Below are 24,017 nucleotides of genomic sequence, written 5' to 3' on the forward strand. Positions count from 1 at the left end.
GTCACGGACACGGCGCCCACGGCGGGTGGCCGCGCGCCGACGGTGCCCGAAGTGGGACTCGAACCCACACGCCTCTCGGCACCGCATTTTGAGTGCGGCGTGTCTACCGATTCCACCATTCGGGCAGTGCCGCCCGGAGGCGGGACTCGATCACCCTATCAGCGCCCCGACCCGGCGTCCCCGGCCTTCCGGCGGGGGGTCCCCGCCGCCGCGCCCGCGCCGCGCCCATGGCGCACGGTAGCCTGGTGGACCACCAGCGGCGCCACACCGACGCCGTCCCGGCCCGCACGAAGGAGCTGCCGTGTCCACGCTGACGCCTCCCGAGGAGACCGGCCTGCGGGCCGTCGTCGCCGAGGACGAGACCCTGATCCGCCTCGACCTGGTGGAGGTGCTCACCGGGGCGGGATACCGGGTGGTCGCCGAGGCCGGCGACGGCCGCGCCGCCGTCGAGGCCGTGCGCGAGCACCGCCCGGACATCGTGGTGATGGACGTGAAGATGCCCGTGATGGACGGCATCGCGGCCGCGGGCGAGATCGCCGGGGAACGGCTCGCCCCCGTGGTCATGCTGACCGCCTTCAGCCAGCGCGAGCTGGTGGAGCGCGCCCGGACCGCCGGGGCCATGGCCTACGTGGTCAAGCCCTTCACCGAGGCCGACCTGGTCCCCGCCATCGAACTGGCCGTGGCCCGCTTCGACGAGCTGCGCAGCCTCGAGGCCGAGGTGCGGGACCTGGGCGACCGCCTGGAGACCCGCAAGATCGTGGACCGGGCCAAGGCGCTGCTCCAGGAGCGGATGCGCCTGACCGAGGCCGAGTCCTTCCGCTGGATCCAGAAGACCTCCATGGACCGGCGCCTGACCATGCGGGAGGTCGCGCAGGCCGTCATCGACCAGGTCGGCTGAGCGGCGCCCGCGCGCTCGTCAGAGCGGGGAGCGGGCCGGCCAGAAGCCGACCGGCTCGCGCGTCTGCGGCGAGGCGGCGGACGAGCCGCCCGCGGCGTCGTCGCCCACGCGGTGCACGCGCAGCGTGTTCGTGGAGCCCACGGCCCCGGGAGGGGACCCGGCGGCGATGACCACGAGGTCGCCGTGCTGGGCGATGCCCTCCGATGTGAGCGACTGCTCCACCTGGAGGGTCATCTTGTCCGTGGAGTCCTGGAACGGGACCATCTTCGGGTAGACGCCCCAGGTCAGGCACAGGATGTTGTGCGTGTGCTCGTGGTGGGTGAACGCGTAGATCGGCTGACGCGGCCGCAGGCGGCTGAGCCGACGGGCCGAGTCGCCGGACTCGGTGAACGTGGCGAGGAACGGGATCTCGAGCTGGTTCGCGACCTCGACGGCGGCCCGGGTGATCGCGCCGCCACGCGTGCGCGGACGCGAGCCGAGCGGGTGGATGAGCTCGAGGCCGTGGGTCTCGGTGGACTCGATGATCCGGGCCATCGTCTGGACCGTCTCGACCGGATACGCGCCCACTGAGGTCTCGCCCGAGAGCATGACGGCGTCCGCGCCGTCGAGCACGGCGTTGGCGCAGTCCGAGGCCTCGGCGCGCGTCGGGCGCGGGCTGTCGATCATCGACTCGAGCACCTGCGTGGCCACGATGACCGGCTTCGCCCAGCGGCGGGCGAGGTCCACCGCGCGCTTCTGCACCACGGGCACGTCCTCGAGCGGCAGCTCCACGCCGAGGTCGCCGCGGGCCACCATGACGGCGTCGAACGCGTCCACGATGGCCTCGAGGTTCTCCACCGCCTGGGGCTTCTCGATCTTCGCGATGACCGGGACCCGGCGCTCCTCCTCGTCCATGATCTCGTGCACCCGGTCCACGTCCGCGGCGTCCCGCACGAAGGACAGCGCCACCATGTCCACGCCGGTGCGCAGCGCCCAGCGCAGGTCCCGCTCGTCCTTCTCGGACAGGGCCGGCACGTTCACCGCCACGCCGGGCAGGTTGATCCCCTTGTTGTTCGAGACCATGCCCGGCACCTCGACCTCGGCCAGCACGTCCGTGTCCGTGACCTCGACGGCGCGCAGGCGCACCTTGCCGTCGTCCACCAGCAGCACGTCACCGGGGGCGACGTCCCCGGGCAGCCCCTTGTGGGTGGTGCCCACCAGCTCCCGGGTCCCGGGTACGTCCCGGGTGGTGATGGTGATCCGATCGCCCCTCTCGAGCAGATGCGGGCCGTCGGTGAAGCGGCCGAGGCGGATCTTGGGACCCTGGAGGTCGGCGAAGATCGCGACGGGGCGCCGCTCCTCCACGCTCAGCCGACGCACCCGCTCGTAGGACGTCTCATGCACCGCGTGGTCGCCGTGGCTCATGTTGAGGCGGACGACGTCCGCCCCCGCGCGGATGATGGCGCGGGTGGTCTCGTCGGAGTCGGTGGCGGGCCCAAAGGTGGCGATGATCTTCGCGTGTCGCATGCGACCCACGATAGGGGGCGGGCCCGCCCTCGGTGGAGGGCGGGCCCGCGTGGCGTCGGAAGATGAGACGGAGGACTCAGCCGAGGACGAGGCCGCGGTCGTCCGGGTCCACGGGGTGCGGCAGTCGGGACCAGCGCTCGAGCGACTCGTCGACCTCCTGCGCGCACGCACGCCCCTCGGCGATGGCCCAGACCACCAGGGAGGCGCCGCGCCCGGCGTCGCCGCACGCGAACACGCCCGGCTCGTCGGTCTCGTACCCGTCCTTCCGGGCCACGAGCCCGCGTGTCACGTGCACGCCGAGCTGCTGCGTGAGCAGCCCCTCCTCGATGCCGGTGAAGCCCAGCGCCAGCAGCACCAGGTCCGCCTGGACCTCGCGCTCGGTGCCCGCCTTGGGCCCGCGCGTGCCGTCCTCGCGGTACTCGGTCTCCGCCACGCGCAGGGCGCGCACGCGGCCGTGCTCGTCGCCGAGGAACTCGACCGTGGAGGCAAGGTGCGCGCGGGCGCCGCCCTCGGCGTCGGCCGTGGTCTGCTGGTGGACCTTGGGGATCGTGGGCCACGGCTGGTGGACGGGGCGCTCGACCGGCAGCTGCTGGCCGATCGCCAGCGTCGTCACGGACGCCGCCCCCTGGCGGTGCGCGGTGCCGATGCAGTCCGCGCCAGTGTCGCCGCCGCCGAGGATCACCACGTGGCGCCCCTCGGCGGAGATCTGGTCCGGGACCTCGTCGCCGGCGACCGCGCGGTTGGACTGCACGAGGTAGTCCATGGCGAGGTGGATCCCGTCGAGGCCGCGGCCGGGGACGGGCAGCTCGCGGGCCACGGGGGCGCCGGTCGCCACGATCACGGCGTCGAAGCGGGCCTTGAGCTGGTCCCAGGGCAGGTCGACGCCGATCTCCACGCCGGTGCGGAACCGGGTGCCCTCGGCCTCCATCTGCGCCAGGCGCCGGTCCAGGACGTCCTTCTCCAGCTTGAAGTCCGGGATGCCCAGCCGCAGCAGGCCGCCGAGGCGCTCGTCGCGCTCGTAGACCACCACGGTGAAGCCGGCGCGGGTGAGCTGCTGCGCCGCGGCCAGTCCCGCCGGGCCCGAGCCGACGACGGCCACGGTGTGGCCGTTCAGGCGGGCCGGCACGACCGGCTCGAGCCAGTCGTTGTCGAAGATCTGCTCCGCGATCGCCACCTCGGTCTGCTTGATGGTGACCGCGGGCTGGTTGATGCCCAGGGTGCAGGAGTCCTCGCACGGGGCGGGGCAGATCCGCCCGGTGACCTCGGGGAAGTTGTTGGTCGAGTGCAGTCGCGCGGCGGCCTCGTCCCAGCGTCTCCGCCGGACCAGGTCGTTCCACTCCGGGATGAGGTTGCCCAGCGGGCACCCGGAGTGGCAGAACGGGATGCCGCAGTCCATGCACCGGCCGGCCTGGGTGCGCACGATCGCCTCGTCCTGGCGGACGTACACGTCCTTGAAGTCCATGATGCGCACCGGCACCGGACGCGTGGGGCGCTCGACGCGCTCCCGGTTCTTCAGGAATCCGCGCGGATCAGCCACGGGTCACCTCCAGCAGTCGGTCCCAGACGGCCTCCCCGTCCGGGTCGAGTCCCTCGGCCGTCGCGGCCTGACGGGTGCGCAGCACGAGGTCGTACTGCCGGGGCAGGACGGTCGTGAAGCGGTCCCACGCGGCGTCGGCGGCGTCCCCGCCGGCCCGCAGGTCGGCGAGCAGCGCGGCGGCGACGGCGGAGCCCGTCTCCGCGCGGTGCAGCTCCAGCAGCTCGGCGATCCGCAGCCGGTCCTGCGCGGACGGCGCCTCGAGGATCAGGGCGTCCTCGCGGACGGCGAGTGGGTTCAGGTCCTCCCGGTCCAGGTCCAGCACCCAGGCCCGCCCGCCGGACATGCCGGCGGCGAGGTTGCGGCCGGTCTCGCCGAGGATCAGCGCCTCACCGCCGGTCATGTACTCCAAGCCGTGGTCGCCGATGCCCTCGGCCACCGCGGTGGCGCCGGAGTTGCGCACGAGGAACCGCTCCCCCACGCGGCCGCGCAGGAACAGCTGGCCCGAGGTGGCGCCGTAGCCGATCACGTTGCCGGCCACGGTGTTCTCCTCGGCCACGAACGGGGCCTCGGCGTCGGGGCGGACGATCACGCGTCCCCCCGACAGGCCCTTGCCGACGTAGTCGTTGGCGTCGCCCGAGAGCCGCAGGGTGACGCCGGCGGGCAGGAAGGCGCCGAGGGACTGGCCGGCCTCGCCCGTCAGGCGCACGGTGATCGTGTCGTCGTCCAGCTCGTCGGCGAGCCGCGTGCTCGTGACGTGGTAGCCCAGCAGCGTGCCCACGGACCGGTCCGTGTTCACGACGGCCTCGTCCATCACGACGGGCGTGCCCGTCGTGAGCGTGTCCCCCAGCCGGGCGATGAACCGGTGGTCGATGTGGGAGGCGAGGTCGTGGTCCTGCTCGGTGGTGCGGCGCATGGGCGCGTCCTCGTGGCCCGGACGCCGGCCGACGGAGGGGTCCGCGAGGATGCCCGAGAGGTCCAGGCCCTCGGACTTCCAGTGGTGCAGGGCCGCGTCCACGTCGAGCAGCTCGCGGTGGCCGATCGCCTCGTCGAGCGTGCGGAAGCCCAGCTGCGAGAGCAGCTCGCGGACCTCCTGCGCGATGAACTCGAAGAAGTTGACGACGAACTCGGGCTTGCCCGTGAAGCGCGCGCGCAGCTCGGGGTTCTGGGTGGCCACGCCCACGGGGCACGTGTCCAGGTGGCACACGCGCATCATGATGCAGCCGGAGACCACGAGCGGGGCGGTCGCGAAGCCGAACTCCTCGGCCCCGAGCAGTGCGGCGATCACGACGTCCCGGCCGGTCTTGAGCTGCCCGTCCACCTGGACGGTGACGCGCTCGCGCAGGCCGTTGAGCATGAGCGTCTGCTGCGCCTCGGCCAGGCCGATCTCCCACGGGGTGCCCGCGTGCTTGAGGGAGTTCAGCGGGGAGGCGCCCGTTCCGCCGTCGTGGCCGGAGATGAGCACGACGTCGGCGCGCGCCTTGGCGACGCCCGCGGCCACCGTGCCCACGCCGGACTCGGAGACGAGCTTGACGTGGACCCGCGCGGTCGGGTTGGCCCGCTTGAGGTCGTGGATCAGCTGCGCCAGGTCCTCGATCGAGTAGATGTCGTGGTGCGGCGGCGGCGACACCAGGGAGACGCCCGGGGTCGAGTGCCGCGTGCGGGCGACCCACGGGTACACCTTGGTCCCCATCAGCTGGCCGCCCTCGCCGGGTTTGGCGCCCTGGGCCATCTTGATCTGCAGGTCGGTCGCGGTGGCCAGGTACAGGCTGGTGACGCCGAACCGGCCCGAGGCGATCTGCTTGATCTTCGAGCGGCGCTCCGGGTCCAGCAGGCGCTCGGGGTCCTCGCCGCCCTCGCCCGAGTTCGAGCGGGCGCCGAGGCGGTTCATGGCGATCGCGAGGGTCTCGTGCGCCTCCTGCGAGATGGAGCCGTAGGACATCGCGCCGGTGGAGAAGCGGCGCACGATCGACTCGACGGGCTCCACCTCGGAGACGGGCACCGGCGGCCGCTCGCCCGTGCGCAGGCGCATGAGCCCGCGCAGGGTCATGAGCTCCTCCGCCTGGTCGTCCACGCGACGCGTGTAGTCCTTGAAGACGTCGTAGCGCCGCTCCCGCGTGGAGTGCTGGAGGCGGAACACGGTCTCGGGGTTGAACAGGTGCGGCGCGCCCTCGCGCCGCCACTGGTACTCGCCGCCCACCTCGAGCTCGCGGTACGGGTTGATGTCGTTGCCGTCCGGCGGATACGCGAACTCGTGGCGCGCCTGGATCTCGGCGGCGACGACGTCGATGCCCACGCCGTCGAGCGGGCTCGTGGTGCCCACGAAGTAGCGGTCCACGAAGCGCCGGGACAGGCCGAGCGCCTCGAACGTCTGGGCGCCGGTGTAGGAGGCGACCGTGGAGATGCCCATTTTGGACATGATCTTCTGGACGCCCTTGCCGAGCGCCTTGATCAGGTTCGCCACGGCCTGCTCGGCGGTGACGCCCGAGACCTCTCCCGTGCGCACGAGCTCCTCGGCGGACTCCATGGCCAGGTACGGGTTGACCGCGGAGGCCCCGTAGCCGAGCAGGACGGCCACATGGTGGACCTCGCGCACGTCGCCCGCCTCGACGATCAGCGAGCTCTTGGTGCGGTTGGCCGAGGCCAGCAGGTGGTGGTGCACGGCGGAGGTCAGCAGCAGGGACGGGATCGGCGCCCACTGGGCGGTGGCGCCGCGGTCGGACAGCACCACGTACTCCACGCCGCGGTTGACGGCGGCCGAGACCTGCTCGCAGATCGCCTTCAGCTGGGCGCGGAGCTCCTCGACGCCTCCGGCCACCCGGTACACGCCGTTCACCTTGAGGGTCAGGCGGGTGCCGTCGGCGTCGCGCAGGTGCTGGATGCGGGCCAGCTGGTCGTTGTCGATCACGGGGAACGGGACGTCGACCTGGCGGGTGCGCACCTGCTCGAGGGAGAGCACGTTGCCCTGCGGGCCGATCGCGGTGCGCATCGAGGTCACCTGCTCCTCGCGGATCGCGTCGAGCGGCGGGTTCGTCACCTGGGCGAAGGACTGCACGAAGTAGTCGAAGAGCAGCCGGGGCCGCTTGGCGAGGACGGCGATGGGCGTGTCCGTGCCCATCGCACCGAGCGGCTCGGCGCCCGTCTGGGCCATCGGCCCGACGAGGATGCGCAGCTCCTCCGAGGTGTACCCGAAGATGCGCTGACGCTGCAGGATCGACTCGGAGGTGTGGCGGACGTGCTCGCGCTCGGGGAGCGACTCCAGGTCCAGGAGGTTCTGGCGCACCCAGTCCTCCCACGGCTGGGCGGAGGCGACCTCGGCCTTGATCTCGTCGTCGCCGATGATCCGGCCCTGCTCGGTGTCCACGAGGAACATGCGCCCCGGGGCCACGCGCCCCTTGCGCACCACCGCCGAGGGCTCGATCGGCACGACGCCGACCTCGGAGGCCAGGACGACGAGGCCGTCGTCGGTGACCCACCAGCGGGCGGGGCGCAGGCCGTTGCGGTCCAGCACGGCGCCCACCTGGGTGCCGTCGGAGAAGGCGACGGCGGCCGGTCCGTCCCAGGGCTCCATGAGCATGGAGTGGTACTGGTAGAAGGCGCGGCGGGCCGGGTCCATGGTCGCGTGGTTCTCCCACGCCTCCGGGATCATCATCATGATCGCCTGGGTGAGCGGGCGCCCGGAGAGCATGAGCAGCTCCGCGACCTCGTCGAAGGAGGCCGAGTCCGAGCCGATGGGGCTGATCAGCGGGAACAGGTCCTCGGGGACCTCGCCGAGCATCGGGTGCTTGAGCTGGCCCTGACGGGCGCGCATCCAGTTGCGGTTGCCCTTGACCGTGTTGATCTCGCCGTTGTGCGCGATGGTGCGGAACGGCTGGGCCAGCGGCCACGAGGGGAAGGTGTTGGTGGAGAACCGCGAGTGGACCACGCCCAGCCGGGTGGTGAACCGCTCGTCGGAGAGGTCCGGGTAGAACGGCTCCAGCTGGGCCGTCGTCAGCATGCCCTTGTAGACGATCGTCTGGGACGAGAGCGAGGGGAAATAGACGCCGGCGCGGGACTGGGCGCGGCGGCGCACCCGCCACGCCCGCACGTCCAGCGACTGCCCCGGCTCGGTGCCGTCCTGACCGTCCGCCAGGGACAGGAACAGCTGCTCGAACGCGGGCATGGCCGCCCGGGAGCCGACGCCCAGGGCCGAGGGGTCGGTGGGCACCTCGCGCCACGCCAGGACCTGCAGCCCCTCCTCCTCGGCCAGCCGCTCGACGGCCTCCTTCGCCTCGGCGCGCTCGCCGTCGACGGGCGGCAGGAAGGCGGTGCCGGCGACGTACTCGCCCACGGGGGGCAGCTCGGCGTCGACGACGGCACGGAACAGCTCGTCGGGGATCTGGGTCAGCAGGCCGGCGCCGTCGCCGGTGCCCTCGTCGGCGCCCACCGCCCCGCGGTGCTCGAGCGCGCGCAGGGCGGTCAGCGCGTGCTGGACGATGTCGTGGCCCGGGGTGCCCCGCAGGGTGGCGATGACGGCGAGGCCGCAGTTCTCGGTCTCCCGGGACGGGTCGTAGAGGCCCTGGGCGGCGGGGACGTCCGCATAGCGGACGAAGGGATCCACCGGTCCCCCCGCGCGGGGGGCCGAGGCGGGCGAGGATGCCACGGGCATGGTGCCGTCCTTTCCGGAGAGCAGGGGCTCGGACGGGGACGGCGCTGGCCCCGACGCTCGGGGCCGACGGCCCCGAGGTGGAAGAGACGCTACCGGGCGCGACGTCCCACTGTGCGGAACCGGACGTTCTGTGACACGCCGAATGTCCACCATGTGGGACACCGGGGCCCCGGGCGCCCCTCGCGGGCGCGCCGGGGAGCGGGTCAGCGCCGGACGGCGTCGTCCTCCGCCGCGCCCACGGCGTGGGACCCGGAGCGGCCCGCGGCGACGGCGGCGCCGTCGTCGCCCTCGGGGGCGTGTCCGGCGCGCCACACGCTCTGGTGGGCGTGGGGGCCGGCGGCCGCGCCGCGATGGCGCAGCAGGATCCCGACGATGAACGCGAGGGCGATGACGAACACCAGCAGGGACGTCCACACGTTGAGCCGCTGGGTGACGCCGAAGAGCGTGACCATCTCGGCGTCGTCGATGCGCAGCATCTCGATCCACGTGCGGCCCGCGGTGTACCAGGCGACGTAGGACCACAGCATGAGGCCGTGGCGCAGGTGCAGCGCGCGGTCCACGAGGAGCAGCAGCGCGACCCCGGCCAGGTTCCACAGGCACTCGTAGAGGAACGTGGGGTGGAACAGCGTGTCCGGGGCGTAGCCGGCCGGGAAGTTCGGGCTGGCCGGGTCGACCTCGAGCCCCCAGGGCAGGGTCGTCGGGCCGCCGAAGAGCTCCTGGTTGAACCAGTTGCCCCACCGGCCGATGGCCTGGGCCAGCAGGATGCCCGGCGCGACGACGTCGCCGAAGGCCGTCAGCCGCAGCCCGTAGCGGCGGCACGCGATCCACGCGCCCACGGCGCCGAGGGCGATCGCGCCCCAGATGCCCAGTCCACCGTTCCACACGTACAGGATCTGGATCGGGTCGCCCGTGCCGTCGAAGCCGGGCCCGAAGTACCGGTCCGGTGAGGAGAACACGTGGTAGAGCCGACCGCCCACGAAGCCGAACGGGATGGCCCACAGGGCGATGTCGAGCACACGGTCCTCGGGGCCGCCGCGGGCGCGCCACCGACGCTCGGCGAGCCACAGCGCCAGGACGATGCCCAGGATGATGCACAGCGCGTACGCGTGGATCTTCACCGGGCCCAGCTGGAACCCGTCCCACCCGGGGGCGGGGAAGGCGGCGAGCGGGGCCAGGGCGGCGGTCACCCTCAGCCCTCTCGGACCGTGCCGGCGGCGAGCTCGCGGGTCAGCGTGCCCACGGCCTGCGGCCCGCCGTCCGTCAGCGCGCGCACCAGGGCCGTGCCGACGATCGCGCCGTCGGCGTAGGCGCCGATCTCGCGGACGTGCGCCGCCTGGGAGACGCCGAGGCCGACGCACACGTGCTCCGCCCCGGCATCCTGAGCCCGGCGGACCACGGTCTCGGCGACGGTGGACACCGCGTCGCGGGTGCCGGTGACGCCCATGACCGACACGGCGTACACGAAGCCGCGGGAGGAGTCGACGGTGAGGCGCACCCGCTCGTCCGTGGACGAGGGCGCGGTGAGGAACACGCGGTCCAGGCCGTGACGGTCCGAGGCCTCCATCCAGGCGCCGGCCTCCTCGGGCACGAGGTCAGGGGTGACGAGACCGGCGCCCCCGGCCTCCGCGAGGCGGCGCGCGAACTCGTCGACGCCCATGCGGTCCACGAGGTTCCAGTAGGTCATCACCAGCACCGCGGCGTCGGTGCGCTGGGTCACCCGTCGGATGATGTCGAAGACGTCGGCCACGCGGAAACCCGCCTGCAGCGCCGTCTGGGTCGCGGCCTGGATCACGGGGCCGTCCATCACGGGGTCCGTGTAGGGCAGGCCCAGCTCGATGACGTCGGCGCCGTTCTCCGCGGCGGCGACGACGGCCTCGACGCACTCGTCCACGGACGGGTAGCCGGCCGGCAGGAAGGCGACGAGGCCGGTGCGGCCGGCCGCCTTCGCGGCGTCCAGGGCCGCGGCGGTCTTGGAGTGCACGGTCATGCCGGTCACTGCTCCTCTCCGGGGGTCATCTCCTCGAGCGGGTCCTTCTCCTCCGCGGCCGTGCCGAGGCCGAACCAGGCCGCCGCCGTGGCGACGTCCTTGTCCCCGCGGCCGGAGAGGTTCACGATGATGATCCGCTCCTCCCCCTCCGGGGCGTCCGGCCCCACGAGGCCCTCGTCCGCCCAGCGGCGGGCCAGGCGCAGCGCACCGGCCAGGGCGTGGGCCGACTCGATGGCGGGCGTGATGCCCTCGGTGCGCGTGAGCCGGAGGAAGGCGTCCATGCACTCGGTGTCCGAGACCGGCTCGTAGACGGCGCGGCCCGTGTCGTGCAGGAAGGCGTGCTCCGGGCCGACGGCCGGGTAGTCCAGGCCGGCGGAGATCGAGTGGGAGTCGATCGTCTGCCCGTCCTCGTCCTGCATCAGGTACGTGCGGGCGCCGTGCAGCACGCCGGTGCGTCCGAGCGTGATGGACGCGGCGTGGCGACCGGTCTCGAGGCCCTCGCCCCCGGCCTCGAAGCCGTAGAGCTCCACCTCAGGGTCGTCGAGGAAGCCGTGGAACAGGCCCATCGCGTTGGACCCGCCGCCCACGCACGCCGCGACGGCGTCCGGCAGGCGGCCGGCCTGCGCCAGGATCTGCTCGCGGGCCTCTTCGCCGATCACGGAGTGGAAGTAGCGCACCATGGCGGGGAACGGGTGCGGGCCCGTGACCGTGCCCATCAGGTAATGCGTGTTGTCCACGGAGGCGACCCAGTCCCGCAGGGCCTCGTTGATCGCGTCCTTCAGGGTGCGGGCGCCGATCGCCACGGGCACCACCTCGGCGCCGAGCATCTGCATGCGCGCCACGTTCAGGGCCTGGCGGCGGGTGTCCTCCTCCCCCATGTACACGGTGCACTCCATGCCGAACAGCGCGGCCGCCGTCGCCGTGGCCACGCCGTGCTGGCCGGCGCCGGTCTCCGCGATCAGACGCGTCTTGCCCATGCGACGGGCGAGCAGCGCCTGGCCGATCACGTTGTTGATCTTGTGCGAGCCGGTGTGGTTGAGGTCCTCGCGCTTGAGGAAGATGCGCACCCCGGGGGTGTCCGCGGCGAACCGCGGCACCTCGCTCAGCAGGGAGGGCCGGTTCACGTAGTCCCGGAACAGGGTCCGCAGCTCGGCCTCGAAGGCGGGGTCCTGCCGCGCCTGCTCGTAGGTGCGGGTGAGCTCCTGCAGCGCGGCCATGAGGGACTCGGGCATCCACTGCCCGCCGTAGTCGCCGAAGTAGGGTCCGGCCTGACCCTGATAGGGCCCCTCGAACTCGATCGCGGGCTCGGTGCTCGGACGGTCGGCGCTCATGGCGACCACGCTCCTCGGGTCTGGTTCGGTCAGCGGACGGTGAGGGACGCGGCGCGGAACGCGCGCAGCGCCTCCTCGGGGGCGCCGTGGCGCACGAGGGCCTCGCCCACGAGCACGACGTCGGCGCCCGCGGCGGCGTAGGCCTTGATCTGCTCCTCGGACTCGACGCCCGACTCGGCGACCCGGACGACGTCCTCGGGCAGCCCGTCGGCCAGCGCTGCGTAGCGGGCCGGGTCGACGTCCAGGGTCTTGAGGTTGCGCACGTTGACGCCGAGGATGCGGGCGCCGGCGGCGACGCCGCGCTCGATCTCCTCGGGCGTGTGGGCCTCCACGAGGGCGTGCATGCCCAGGGACTCGGTGAGCTGCAGGAAGCCGGCCAGCTCGGCGTCGTCGAGGGCGGCCACGATCAGCAGGACCAGGTCGGCCCCGTGGGCGCGGGCCTCGTGGATCTGGTACTCGGTGACGGTGAAGTCCTTGCGCAGGACCGGCAGATCGACGGCGGCGCGCACGGCGTCCAGGTCGGCCAGGCTGCCGCCGAAGCGGCGGGCCTCGGTGAGCACGGAGACGGCGCTGGCGCCGCCGCGCTCGTACGCGCGGGCCAGGGTGGCCGGCTCGGGGATCTCGGCGAGCGCGCCCTTGGAGGGGCTCGCCCGCTTCACCTCGGAGATCACCCGGATCCCCGCGGGGTCGGTGCGTCCGCCGTGCAGGGCCGCGTGGGCGTCACGCGGCGCGGGGGCGGCGGCCACCAGCTCGGCCAGGCGCGCCTCGGGCAGGGCACGGCGACGTGGCTCGAGGTCCTCGCGGACGCCGTCGATGATCTCCTGGAGGACGGACACGCGGATCAGTGACCGTGCTGGCCGCGACCCGCGCCGGCCTTGCCGGCGACGATGCCCACGACGACGCCCACGGCCATCAGGGCGAGCCCGATCCACACGACGACGCTCCAGTCGGCGAGCAGGCCGACGCAGCCGGCCACGAAGCCGACGAGCACGAGCGCCACCATGGCCCACGCGCCGGGCGAGTTGCCGTGGCCCGGCAGCTCGAGGTGGGTCGGGTCGTTGAGCACCAGGCCGTCCTCGGTGACGACGACGTCCTCGACGGCGCCGCGGCGGGCGGCGCGACGGGTGGTGGGCTCGGTGTGCGCGGTGTTCGCGGTGTGGCTCATGGCTGTCCCTCACTGGTGCGTGGTGTACATGACGACTGTCCCTCATTGTGCCATGCGGGCACGGGACCGGGCCCGCGTGACCCGGGACGACCCGGGCGGTGCGGGGCGGTCCGAGAGACGGGCGCTCACGTGGGGTCGTTGCCGCGGGACAGCTCGTCCCACGCGTCCATCTGGTCCACGCGCCGGCGCTGGGCCGCCTCGCGGGCGGACTGCGCGGGCTGCTCCCCGGCGGCGGCCGGGCCGGGCTCGGAGGCCGCAGGCGCCTTCTCGTAGCGCCGGGACGAACGCCAGCCACGGCCCGCCAGTGCCGCCACGACGCCGCACAGCGCCGCGAGCACGCCGCCGGCCGCCGCGACCCACGGCCACGCCGTCACGGCGTAGTCCTGCGCGAGCGCAGTGGTCCCGGTCGCGTCGGCGACCGCGGCGGCCGCCGTCGTCGCCGGATCCAGGGCGGCGGTGACCGAGGTCGAGGCGATCACGACCCCAGCCAGCGCCATGAGCACGCCGACGATCACGGCGCCGAGGCGCCGGGCGGTGGTCAGGGCGAGGGCACCGGCCATCACGACCAGGGCCATGGCGGTGGCGACGGGCGCGGCGGCGCCGCCCGACGTCGTCGCCTCGGAGGCGATCCCGCCGGACAGGCCCGTGGCGGTCACCCAGGTGCGGCCCGCCGTGAGCAGCACGAGCCCGCCGGCGGCCAGCGCGGCGAGGACCACGGTGCGGCGGCGCATCACGCCTGCCCCAGCTCGCCCGCGGTCAGCACGGACCGCAGCGGCGCCGTCGCCTTGGTGACGGTCTCGGCGGTCTCGGCGTCGGGATCGGAGTCGGCGACGATGCCGGCGCCGGCCTGCACGTGCGCCTGGCCGCGGTGCAGCGTGGCCGAGCGGATGTTGATCGCCATGTCCATGTTGCCCGCCAGGTCGAAGTAGCCGACGACGCCGCCGTAGGGCCCGCGCTCGGTCGGCTCCCACTCGTCCAGCAGCTGCAGGGCGCGGGGCTTCGGGGCGCCGGACAGCGTGCCGGCGGGGAAGGCGGCGCGGAGGACGTCGAGCGCGTCGACATCGTCGCGCATGCGGCCCTCCACGTGGGAGACCAGGTGGAGGATGTGGCTGAACGCCTCGAGCTCCATGAACTGGGTGACCTCGACGGTGCCGGGGCGGCACACGCGCGAGAGGTCGTTGCGGGAGAGGTCCACGAGCATGAGGTGTTCGGCCCGCTCCTTCTCGTCCTCCAGCAGGTCCTTGCCGAGGAGGCGGTCGTCCTCCGCGGTGGCCCCGCGCCGCCGTGAGCCGGCGATCGGATGGGTGACCACGCGGCGGTCCCGCACGGTGACGAGCGCCTCGGGCGAGGAGCCCACGATCTCGTACGGCTCCCCGTCCGGGGTCTCGAAGGAGAAGAGGTACATGTAGGGGCTCGGGTTCACCATGCGCAGGACGCGGTACACGTCCAGACCGGTGGCGTCCGTGGTGACCGAGAGGCGGCGGGAGACGACGGCCTGGAACACCTCGCCGTCGCGGATCGCCCGCTGGGCCTTCCCGACGGCCTCCCGGAAGCCTTCGGCGCCCCACCGGTCCTCGGCCTGGGCGGCGACCTCGTCCGCGTCCGCCTCGAGCCAGCGGCGCGGGACGTCGCTGACCGGGTCCGCGGCCGGGGCGGTCAGGCGCTCGACCATGGCGTCCAGACGGGCGAGCGCGTCGTCGTAGGCGCGGTCCGCGCCGGTGGCCAGGCCGTTGCCGTTCACCGCGTTGGCGATCAGCGTCACGGTGCCGTCCAGGGCGTCGTGCACGGCCAGGTCGGTGACGAGGTTCATCGCGAGGTCGGGCAGGCCGAGGTGGTCCTCGGGCGGGTGCGGCAGGCGCTCCCACGCGCGGACCGTGTTCCACCCCAGGAAGCCGGCCATGCCGGAGACGAGATGCGGCAGGACGCCTCCGACCTCGGCGCGCACGTCCGTGCTCAGCAGGCGCAGGCACGCCGCGAGCACGTCCAGGGCGCGGCCCTGCGTGGGCAGCCCCTCGGGCGGGGTGCCCTGCCAGTGCGCCTCGCCGTCCCGCGAGGTCAGGGTGACGGCGGAGCCGGCCCCGATGAAGCTGTACCGGGACCACGCCGCGCCCGGGGTGGCGGACTCCATCAGGAAGGTGCCGGGGCGGGAGCCGGCCAGGCGCCGATGGATCGCCAGCGGCGTGAGGCCGTCCGCCAGCACCGTGCGGACCACGGGGATCACGCGGGCGGTGTCCGCCAGACGCAGGAACTCCGCACGGGAGGGAGTGGTGGCGGCGGTCATCGGGCGGCCTCCTCAGGGTCGACGGCGGCCGGCGGCATGACGAGCTCGCGGCCGGTGAAGCAGGTGCGGGTGCCCGTGTGGCAGGCGGGGCCGGTCTGGTCCACGGTGAGCAGCAGGGTGTCGCCGTCGCAGTCCGCGTGGACCGCGCGCACCCGCTGCAGGTGGCCCGAGGTCTCCCCCTTGCGCCACAGCTCGCCGCGCGAGCGGGACCAGTAGGTGGCCCAGCCGGTCTCGAGCGTCGCGCGCAGGGACTCCGCGTTCATCCACGCCATCATGAGCACCTCGCCGGTGCCCTCCTGCTGGGCGATGGCGGGCACCAGGCCCCGGTCGTCGAAGGTCACGGAGGCCACGAGGTCGTCGGGCGGGGAGATGCTCATGGAGGTCCAGTCTAGGGAGCCGGAGCGGGGCGTGGCCGCCGGGGTCAGCGGACGGTGTGCCCCGCCTGCCGCAGGGCGTCCTTGACGCGGGCGAGCATGTCGTCCGGGCCGAAGTGGAACAGGGAGGCGGCGAGCACCGCGTCCGCACCGGCCGCGACGGCGGGTGGGAAGTGCTCGGGCTCGCCGGCGCCGCCGGAGGCGATCAGCGGCACGCGCGTCACGGCGCGCACGTCCCGGATCATCTCCAGGTCGAAGCCCTCGCGCGTGCCGTCCGCGTCGATCGAGTTGAGCAGGATCTCCCCCACCCCGCGCTCGGAGGCCTCCCGGCACCAGGCGACGGTGTCGATGCCGGTGCCCCGGCGGCCGCCGTGGGTGGTGACCTCATAGCCGGAAGCGCATCCCGGGTCCTCCGTGCGCCGGGCGTCGAGGGAGAGCACGAGGACCTGGGACCCGAAGCGCCGGGTGATCTCCGTGATCACCTCGGGCCGGGCCACGGCCGCGGTGTTGACGGAGACCTTGTCCGCCCCCGTGCGCAGCAGCCGGTCCACGTCCTCGACGGTGCGCACGCCGCCGCCCACGGTCAGCGGGATGAAGACCTCCTCTGCCGTGCGGGTCACGACGTCGTAGGTCGTGGCGCGGTCCGAGGTGGAGGCGGTGACGTCGAGGAACGTGATCTCGTCGGCGCCCGCGGCGTTGTAGCGGCGAGCGAGCTCGACCGGGTCGCCCGCGTCCCTCAGGTTCTCGAAGTTCACGCCCTTGACCACGCGCCCGGCGTCCACGTCCAGGCAGGGGATGACACGCACGGCGAGGCTCACGTCGGCTCCTTCGTCTCGGGGGGCTCGGGCGGGACGGCGCGGGCCGTCAGAGGCGGATCGCGTGGATCGCGGAGATCAGGATGCCGCGGGCGCCCAGGGCGTACAGCTCGTCCATGACGCGGTTGGCGTCCGGCTTGCGGACCATGGAGCGCACGGCGACCATCGTCTCGTCCCGCAGCGGGGAGACCGTCGGTGACTCCAGCCCCGGGGTGACCGCGGTGGCCGCCTCCAGCAGGTCACGGCGGATGTCGTAGTCGATCATGACCCAGCGGCGGGCCACGAGCACGCCCTTGAGGCGGCGCAGCAACACGTCGAGGCCCTCGGGGCGCTCCCCTGCGCGGCCGATCAGCACGGCCTCCGAGTCGAGGATGGGCTCGCCGAAGACCTCCATGCCGGCGGCGCGCAGAGTGCTGCCGGTCTCCACGACGTCGGCGATCGCGTCCGCCACGCCGAGCTTGACGGAGGACTCCACGGCGCCGTCGAGGTGGACCACCGTGGCGTCCAGGCCGGTGCGGGCCAGGTAGTCGGAGAGCAGGCCGTCGTAGCTCGTGGCGATGCGCTTGCCGGCGAGCTGCTCGGCGGAGGTGAAGGAGCCGACGGGGGCAGCGAGACGGAACACGGAGCGGCCGAAGCCGAGCGCCATGATCTCCTCGGCGGTGTCCCCCACCTGCGCGTCGCAGAACAGGTCGCGGCCGGTCAGGCCGACGTCGAGGGTGCCCTGGCCGACGTAGACGGCGATGTCCCGGGGACGCAGGTAGAAGAACTCGACGTTGTTCTCGGGGTCCACGAGGACGAGCTCGCGGGAGTCCCGGCGTTGCCGGTAGCCGGCCTCGGTCAGGATCTCACGGGCGGACTCGGACAGGGCGCCCTTGTTGGGCACGGCGATGCGCAGCACGCGTCGGTCTCCTCGGGGATGCGGTGGGGCGGGCGGGGAACGGGGCCGGCGGCCTCAGAGGTGGCGGTAGACGTCGTCAAGGCTGATGCCGCGGGCGATCATCATGGTCTGCACGTGGTACAGCAGCTGCGAGATCTCCTCGGCGGCGGCCTCATCCGACTCGTACTCGGCGGCCATCCAGACCTCGGCCGCCTCCTCGACGACCTTCTTGCCGATCGCATGGACGCCGGCGTCGATCTGGGCCACGGTGCCGGAGCCCTCGGGGCGCTCCTGCACCTTGCGCGTCAGTTCCGCGTACAGCTCGTCGAAGGTCTTCACGGGACCACCCTAGCTGTTGTGGGTCATGAGGTTCTTGCCACGGGGTACGGGCTGAGATGAGACGAGCGGGCCCCTGCCGCAGGATGGAAGTTCCTACACCACCCACCTGCCCGAAAAGACCCACTCATGACTCACGCTAACGCACCCCTGACCCCCACCGGCCGTCTCAGGATGGTCCACCGCCACCTGCACGACGGGATCCCGCAGGCACACGTGGCCGCCGAGTTCCGCGTCAGTCGGCCCACGGTGGCCACCTGGGTCGCCCGCTACCGCGCCGAAGGCGAGGCAGGACTGCAAGACCGGTCGAGCCGGCCCCATCGCTCACCTGCCCGGCTCGACCCCGCGATCGTGGCCGAGCTGGAGGCCCTGCGCCGGGCCGAGAAGTGGTCCGCCCGGCGCATCCATCACCACCTCGTCTCCGAAGGCCACCAGCTGTGCTTGCGCACCGTGGGGAGGTGGATGCACCGGCTGGGCATCTCCCGGTTGCGAGACCTCGCGCCCACGGGTGAGGACCTGCGCCAACGACCACAGAAGATCACCGCCCGCGGCCCGGGGCACATGGTGCACCTGGACGTGAAGAAAATCGGACGCATCCCCGAGGGGGGAGGCTGGCGTGCTCACGGACGGGACTCCGAGAACGCGCGAGCAGCCAAACGCGGGCCTGGCCGACGGGTCGGCTACACCTACCTGCACTCGGCGATCGACGGGTACACCCGCCTGGCCTACACCGAGGCGTTGGAGGACGAGCGGGCGGCCACGACCGTGAGCTTCTACTGCCGGGCGCGGGCGTTCTTCGCCGCCCACGGCATCACCGTGGACCGGGTGATCACGGACAACGGGAACAACTATCGGGCTGCGGACTTCACCGCCAAGGTGGTCTCGCTCGGGGGCCGGCACCACCGGATCCGMCCCTACACCCCGCGCCATAACGGGAAGGTCGAACGCTACAACCGGCTGATGGTCGATGAGGTCCTCTACGCCCGCCCGTACTCCTCAGAGCAAGCTCGGCGTGAGGCCCTGGCGGTGTGGGTGAACCACTACAACTACCATCGGCCTCATACCTCCTGCGGAGACGCCCCGCCGGCCTCACTGGCCCCGACCCGAGTCAACAACGTCATGCCCTCCTACACCTAGTGCGCCCCGGACGCCGACGACGCGCCGCCGCCCGGCCCCTGCCCCGCATCCCGGGTTGAGTTGTCGCGGGTGCGCGGGCCCGTCACCCGCGACAACTCAACCCGCGTTGCGGGAGGGTGGGCCGATGGGCCTGCTCCGCGACCTCCTCACCCGCCGCCCCGCACGCGACCGCTCGTCCGACCCGACGGCGACGCTCGGCCGGCACCTCGACAACGCCGCGGCGATCGTGGCCGCCGCACGCCGGGCGGACGTGCCCCTCCCGGTGGCGGCGGCCCTGGCCGAGCTCGAGTCCGGTGGCCGGAACGTCTTCGGCCACGACGCCGGCGGCGTGCACAGCGCCCCGCGCGGGACGGACGTCCCCGTGACCCGTGAGCGCTACGAGGAGCTCGTGGCCCGGGTGGCGCAGGGGGAGACGTCCAACGGCGTGGGGCCCGCGCAGATCACGTGGCCGCCGTACTTCGCGCAGGCGGCGGAGCGCGGCCTCCGCCTGTGGGAGCCGGAGGACAACCTGGCCTTCGGGCTGGAGATCCTGCGCGGGCACCTGCGCGGCGACCTCTCCGCGGAGGGGATCGCCCGGGCGGGGACGGTCTACAACACCGGCACGCTCGACGCCGACGTCACCGCCTACGGCCGCCGCCTCGCCGCGGCGACCCGCGCGTGGGCCGAACGCCTGGGCGAACCCGCCCCGCCGCCGTCGGGAGCAGATACCGCACAGGGCACGGTGCCCCATCCACGAAACGCTGGTCGAGTGGGGCTGGTCCCGCGGCCCGGCTTCGCGACACGACAACCCGCCTTGCAGGGAAGACGGAGAGCCGCGGCGAACTCGCTCAGGTCAGGCTGGTTAATAAGACCTAGGCGCGCGTGCCGGCGGAAGTCGAGATGAGAGCCCGCTGGCCCAGCCTCGCGGGGCGACAACCCACCGAGTGTTTAGAAGCAACTACGAACGACTACCTCACCAGGCGCAAGCAGGGGCTGCGGAAAACCAGTACCTCGGCCATCAGCGAGCCCCATCATCGACGGCCAGGGCGCCATGTGCAGATCGCCCTTTCGAGTGCACTCAAAAGTGTCCGCCACCGCGTCGCCCACTCGTCCAAATCAGAGGATTGCTCCGCCCGGTCGCGTAGCCACGCACCGGCTTGCTTCTTTTTGGAATCTTCAAAGTCGATTGCCGTTACTTCGTCCGACGCATCAACGATAAAGTGACGAAACCAAGATGGATGTTCGGAGTGAAGCTCTCGAAGAAATTCGTCAGGAAATAAACCTTCGATAGCGAACCCGTTTCGCACGGTCACGTAATCTGCGTTTGGATCGAACCCAGACCCGATCCTTCCCAAGTGACCAGCCAACGCTTTAACAGCACGAACGCCCGCTTCGTCGCCGTCAAAGACTGAGATTGCTACTGTCTCTGGCCGAATGTGAGCGTAGTTAGCATGCAGAAATCCTTCCAGATTCTTTACACCGTCAAAAGAGCGGAAGTCTGCACGATCCAGTTCGGGGTAGTTGCTGGATCCAAGCACCTTGACTGCCCAGCGAATCATTTCAATATCAGAACGGCCTTCTGTAAAAATATTTACGGTTGACAATCCAAAAAAGTCGCCAAACTTGACGCCCAGCGACCCGCGAAGGACGTCCGTAGCTTCTCGGCTGGTCGAGAACCGTCGCACACGCGTATGGCCACTCTTATCTAGGTCAGTCGCCGCAATGGACCACTCAGTCCTCGGAACCATTGTTAGATCGTGAGTCGTTCGAACCACCTGTCCATTCAGCTCCAGGGAGCTGAGAAGCCCAAGAGCAGTCCCATATAGATCGGGATGAAGATATGATTCGGGTTCCTCAATTAACCACAGGGAGTTGAGACCCGCCTCTTTTTCCTTCTCGGCAATCCACACAAAACACGAAAGCATCGCCAGTGCCTGAATTCCGCGACCTTTCATGAACGTTGATGTTCGAGCAGGATCGGAAAGGTAGAAGTCCATGTCAGCCAAAAAAGCTCCCGGGATATGTCCGGGCAAACCGAAATCGACCTCGTAGCCTTCCAAGCCCGCAGAGCAGACAATACTTGTCAGCTTTTGAGACACATTTTTCAATGCGAGTTGGATCGCATCAATCTCCGATGACAGTTCCCTCGCTATAGCACTTTTCACCATGGGTGAGATATGCTCTCTAAAAATATCTTCACTGCTATTCGAAGACGGAATGAAATGTATGCTGGTACTTTCAATAACACTTTCTACCACCTCCTTTAAAAGCTGAGAGTGGCGCGCGCTATTTTCTCGAGGAACCCGGGTTGTTGAATCGGACGATAGTCTGTAGACCGGATTATCATTCCTGGAAAAGATCAACTGGAGAACAATTTCATCGATATCTCGGCTTCTTGGCGGGTCATAAAGAGAGAAGAGTTGATCATATTTTGCAAATACTTCAGCATCCTCTGCTCCAGTGAACTGAAACGTCGCGGTTAGTGTTGTCTGAGCGGAGCCAGAGCCAAACGTCAGGTCGCTAGCTGTAGGAGGGCATGACGTTGTTGACTCGGGCCGGGGCCAACGAGGCCGGCGGGGCGTTCCCGCAGGAGGTATGAGGCCGATGGTAGTTGTAGTGGTTCACCCACACGGCCAGCGCCTCACGCCGAGCTGTCTCTGAGGTATACGGGCGGGCGTAGAGGACCTCATCGACCATCAGCCGGTTGTACCTCTCCACCTTCCCGTTATGGCGCGGGGTGTAGGGCCGGATCCGGTGATGCCGGCCCCCGAGCGAGACCACCTTGGCGGTGAAGTCCGCAGCCCGGTAGTTGTTTCCGTTGTCCGTGATCACCCGGTCCACGGTGATGCCGTGGGCGGCGAAGAACGCCCTCGCCCGGCAGTAGAAGCTCACGGTCGTGGCCGCCCGCTCGTCCTCCAACGCCTCGGTGTACGCCAGGCGGGTGAACCCGTCGATCGCCGAGTGCAGATAGGTGTACCCGACCCGCCGGCCTGCACCACGCTTGGAAGCACGGCCTGCTTCACTTTCACGTCCGTGAGCACGCCAGCCGCCCCCGTCAGGGATCTTCCCGATCTTCTTCACGTCCAGGTGCACCATGTGCCCCGGGCCGCGGGCGGTGATCTTCTGCGGTCGTTGGCGCAGGTCCTCACCCGTGGGCGCGAGGTCTGGCAACCGGGAGATGCCCAGTCGGTGCAGCCACCTGCCCACAGTGCGCAGGCACAGCTGGTGGCCTTCAGAGACGAGGTGGTGATGGATGCGGCGGGCTGACCACTTCTCCCTGCGACGCAGGGTCTGGATCTGGGCCACCACCTCGGGGTCGAGCTGGGCAGGTGAACGGCGCGGACGGCTGGGCCGGTCGAGCAGCCCGGCCTCGCCCTCGGCGCGGTAGCGGGCCACCCAGGTGGCCACCGTGGGCCGGCTCACCCGGAACTCGGCGGCCACGTGCGCCTGCGGGATCCCGTCGTGCAGGTGGCGGTGGACCATCCTGAGACGGCCAGTGGGGGTCAGGGGTGCGTTAGCGTGAGTCATGAGCGGGTCTCTTCTGGCAGGTGGGTTGTTGAGGAACTTCCATCCTGCGGCAGGGGCCCGCTCGTCTCATCTCAGCCCGTACCCCGTGGCAAGAACCTCATGACCCACAACAGCTAGCACGGCTGTATCCATACTGGTTTCCATAACCCGTATAGAACATCCTGATCGCATTCAAAATATTCGTCTTTCCCGTACTGTTCGGGCCGACGATGGTGGCACTCAAGGGGAGATCAATAATCTGGTCTTCACCAATCGTCCTATAGTTTCTTATCCTCAGGCTCTTTAGTCGCAACGCACACTCCTTGGAAAACCAGCGGGCTTCAACTCCTGGCAAAGGGACCGAAATACACAGAAGCCACTGTGACGATCATTACGACGGAGTGTAATCAGGCTACGGCCAGGTTGACCAACAGCACGTAGGCCAGCGTGCCGGCCGCGATCGAGACCAGGGTCCGCCGCCCGGCCAGCAGATGCACGACGACTGTCACCGCCGCCGCGATCACCGCGTGGGCCACCCGCACCCCGTCCACGGGCTCTCCGGGGGCCAGCGCCGCGGCGTCGAGCAGCATCACCCGGGCCAGGATGGTCAGCACGCCGGCGGGCATCCACACCGCCAGCCGCGCGGCGAGCACGGACTCCCGCAACGGCTGCAGCAGGGCGAACGGCAACGCGCGCAGGCAGAAGGTCACGAGGCCCGCGACGACGGCCGCGGCCACCAGGTACGCGGCGCCGGTCATCGGGGGTCCTCCCCGGCGCCGGGCTCGGCATCCGTGCCGGCCCGCTCCCCCGTCGCGGCGACGACGGGCACCGGTCCGGTGACGGGCACGGGCTCGGGCAGCGGCAGGGCGGTCCCGCGTGCGGCGAGCACGTGGAACGCGATCAGCACCGCGGCGTAGAGGGCGAAGGCGACGACGAGCACCTGCGCCGGCGCCAGCAGCAGGGCCACCCCGACGGCGACCGCGGCCGCCAGCACGAGGGGCAGCTGGGCCCGCGTGCGGGCGGCGTCCATGGCGAGCACGATGAAGAGGGCGACGAGCGCGAACTCCAGGCCCTCCACCGGTCCGGGCAGCAGCCAGGCCACGGCCACCCCGGCGAGGCCCCCGAGCACCCAGTACGCATGCAGCGCGACCTGCATGGCGACCAGTCGGGGGCCGGTCCAGCCGCGGGGCTGGGCGGCGGCGATGGCGTAGGCCTCGTCGATCAGGGCGCCCATCGAGTAGATCCGCGCGAAGCGCCCCCGGACCACGCGCAGCGGGAAGCTGAACGCATAGAACACGTGGCGGAAGTTCACCAGGAACACCGTCACGGCGATCGTGAGCAGCGGGGTGCCCGCCACCACCAGCGAGACGAGCAGCAGCTCGACGGACCCGGCGAACACGACCACGGAGAACAGGGGTGCGACCCACGCGGGCAGCCCGGCCTGGACCACGAGCATCCCGAAGGCCATGCCCAGCGGGAACAGGCCGAGGCCGGCGCCCAGCGTCACGGCGACGCCGGAGCGCGCCTCGGCCCACCGCGAGGGCGTAACGGGGGCGCGCAAGGACTCTGTCGAGGAGCTCATGATGGTGAGCATGGTCTCACACGCGCTCGGCGGGCCAGCGACATGACGGGGCGGGGTGTC

General features: G+C 71.3%; 21 protein-coding genes and 1 tRNA gene. 3 read left to right on the plus strand and 19 right to left on the minus strand.

The features are described 5' to 3' along the window. Positions 1–43 precede the first annotated feature (43 nt). Positions 44–125 (minus strand) — tRNA-Leu (locus G6R13_RS00555). Positions 126–301: 176 nt separating this feature from the next. On the opposite strand from G6R13_RS00555, the gene G6R13_RS00560 reads away from it, so the two are divergent. Then, positions 302–898: a response regulator gene (locus tag G6R13_RS00560; protein ID WP_010078752.1), complete on the plus strand. Its 597-nt coding sequence runs from the start codon at positions 302–304 to the stop codon at positions 896–898. 18 nt (positions 899–916) lie between these two features. Here the strand turns inward: G6R13_RS00560 and pyk are convergent, their stop codons facing one another. From pyk to G6R13_RS00630, 14 genes are all read right to left on the minus strand, one after another. After that, on the minus strand, positions 917–2,404 hold the full coding sequence (pyk, locus tag G6R13_RS00565; protein WP_060973954.1) for a pyruvate kinase: 1,488 nt from the start codon (positions 2,402–2,404) through the stop codon (positions 917–919). A 76-nt stretch (positions 2,405–2,480) separates the two neighbouring features. Then, a complete protein-coding gene (locus G6R13_RS00570) occupies positions 2,481–3,941 on the minus strand; it encodes a glutamate synthase subunit beta (protein ID WP_020624213.1) in 1,461 nt (486 codons plus the stop codon). After that, a complete protein-coding gene (gene gltB, locus G6R13_RS00575) occupies positions 3,934–8,586 on the minus strand; it encodes a glutamate synthase large subunit (RefSeq protein WP_049147614.1) in 4,653 nt (1,550 codons plus the stop codon). The genes G6R13_RS00570 and gltB overlap by 8 nt, the downstream gene beginning before the upstream one ends. Before the next feature lie 203 nt (positions 8,587–8,789). Then, positions 8,790–9,773, minus strand: coding sequence for a prolipoprotein diacylglyceryl transferase (gene lgt, locus G6R13_RS00580; protein ID WP_010078757.1), 984 nt, complete (start codon positions 9,771–9,773; stop codon positions 8,790–8,792). A 2-nt stretch (positions 9,774–9,775) separates the two neighbouring features. Next, entirely contained in the window at positions 9,776–10,582 is an 807-nt protein-coding gene (trpA, locus tag G6R13_RS00585; RefSeq protein ID WP_073116851.1) for a tryptophan synthase subunit alpha, read from the minus strand. Continuing rightward, positions 10,579–11,904 carry a tryptophan synthase subunit beta gene (trpB, locus tag G6R13_RS00590; RefSeq protein WP_122054299.1) on the minus strand — a complete coding sequence of 442 codons (1,326 nt, stop codon included), beginning with the start codon at positions 11,902–11,904 and terminating at the stop codon, positions 10,579–10,581. Before trpB ends, trpA begins: the two co-directional genes overlap by 4 nt. Before the next feature lie 29 nt (positions 11,905–11,933). Then, positions 11,934–12,740 carry an indole-3-glycerol phosphate synthase TrpC gene (gene trpC, locus G6R13_RS00595; RefSeq protein WP_049146874.1) on the minus strand — a complete coding sequence of 269 codons (807 nt, stop codon included), beginning with the start codon at positions 12,738–12,740 and terminating at the stop codon, positions 11,934–11,936. 5 nt (positions 12,741–12,745) lie between these two features. Then, positions 12,746–13,069 (minus strand): HGxxPAAW family protein, encoded by a 324-nt coding sequence (locus G6R13_RS00600; RefSeq protein ID WP_010078761.1) that lies wholly within the window; start codon positions 13,067–13,069, stop codon positions 12,746–12,748. 125 nt (positions 13,070–13,194) lie between these two features. After that, on the minus strand, positions 13,195–13,800 hold the full coding sequence (locus G6R13_RS00605; RefSeq protein WP_044658968.1) for a Trp biosynthesis-associated membrane protein: 606 nt from the start codon (positions 13,798–13,800) through the stop codon (positions 13,195–13,197). Beyond that, the gene (locus G6R13_RS00610; RefSeq protein WP_049146872.1) at positions 13,800–15,350 is read right to left on the minus strand and encodes a chorismate-binding protein; all 1,551 of its coding nucleotides are present in this window, start codon (positions 15,348–15,350) and stop codon (positions 13,800–13,802) included. Before G6R13_RS00610 ends, G6R13_RS00605 begins: the two co-directional genes overlap by 1 nt. Next, a complete protein-coding gene (gene hisI / locus G6R13_RS00615) occupies positions 15,347–15,727 on the minus strand; it encodes a phosphoribosyl-AMP cyclohydrolase (RefSeq protein WP_010078764.1) in 381 nt (126 codons plus the stop codon). The genes G6R13_RS00610 and hisI overlap by 4 nt, the downstream gene beginning before the upstream one ends. Positions 15,728–15,771: 44 nt before the next feature. Further along, complete coding sequence (gene hisF, locus G6R13_RS00620; protein ID WP_049146869.1) at positions 15,772–16,542, minus strand: imidazole glycerol phosphate synthase subunit HisF; 771 nt, start codon at positions 16,540–16,542, stop codon at positions 15,772–15,774. A 46-nt stretch (positions 16,543–16,588) separates the two neighbouring features. Then, positions 16,589–17,437, minus strand: coding sequence for an ATP phosphoribosyltransferase (hisG, locus tag G6R13_RS00625; RefSeq protein ID WP_036315380.1), 849 nt, complete (start codon positions 17,435–17,437; stop codon positions 16,589–16,591). Positions 17,438–17,491: 54 nt separating this feature from the next. Then, on the minus strand, positions 17,492–17,755 hold the full coding sequence (locus G6R13_RS00630) for a phosphoribosyl-ATP diphosphatase (protein ID WP_036382784.1): 264 nt from the start codon (positions 17,753–17,755) through the stop codon (positions 17,492–17,494). A 126-nt stretch (positions 17,756–17,881) separates the two neighbouring features. Here G6R13_RS00630 and G6R13_RS00635 point away from each other — a divergent pair, with 126 nt between their 5' ends. Both G6R13_RS00635 and G6R13_RS00640 read left to right on the plus strand, forming a co-directional pair. Then, positions 17,882–18,889: an IS481 family transposase gene (locus G6R13_RS00635; RefSeq protein WP_163720860.1), complete on the plus strand. Its 1,008-nt coding sequence runs from the start codon at positions 17,882–17,884 to the stop codon at positions 18,887–18,889. Positions 18,890–19,013: 124 nt separating this feature from the next. Next, positions 19,014–19,772, plus strand: a complete 759-nt coding sequence (locus G6R13_RS00640; RefSeq protein WP_236557136.1) for a hypothetical protein — start codon at positions 19,014–19,016, stop codon at positions 19,770–19,772. Between the two features lie 127 nt (positions 19,773–19,899). Here the strand turns inward: G6R13_RS00640 and G6R13_RS00645 are convergent, their stop codons facing one another. The 4 genes from G6R13_RS00645 to G6R13_RS00665 form a co-directional block, all read right to left on the minus strand. After that, positions 19,900–21,126 carry an AAA family ATPase gene (locus G6R13_RS00645; protein WP_159833085.1) on the minus strand — a complete coding sequence of 409 codons (1,227 nt, stop codon included), beginning with the start codon at positions 21,124–21,126 and terminating at the stop codon, positions 19,900–19,902. Between the two features lie 262 nt (positions 21,127–21,388). Then, positions 21,389–22,396 carry an IS481 family transposase gene (locus G6R13_RS00650; protein ID WP_163720861.1) on the minus strand — a complete coding sequence of 336 codons (1,008 nt, stop codon included), beginning with the start codon at positions 22,394–22,396 and terminating at the stop codon, positions 21,389–21,391. Positions 22,397–22,782: 386 nt separating this feature from the next. Then, positions 22,783–23,133, minus strand: a complete 351-nt coding sequence (locus G6R13_RS00660) for an AzlD domain-containing protein (RefSeq protein WP_163720862.1) — start codon at positions 23,131–23,133, stop codon at positions 22,783–22,785. Further along, entirely contained in the window at positions 23,130–23,957 is an 828-nt protein-coding gene (locus G6R13_RS00665) for an AzlC family ABC transporter permease (RefSeq protein WP_236557135.1), read from the minus strand. Before G6R13_RS00665 ends, G6R13_RS00660 begins: the two co-directional genes overlap by 4 nt. Positions 23,958–24,017: the final 60 nt, after the last annotated feature.

The organism is Micrococcus sp. Alg238-R198 (assembly GCF_900537135.1).
GTDB lineage: Bacteria > Actinomycetota > Actinomycetes > Actinomycetales > Micrococcaceae > Micrococcus > Micrococcus luteus.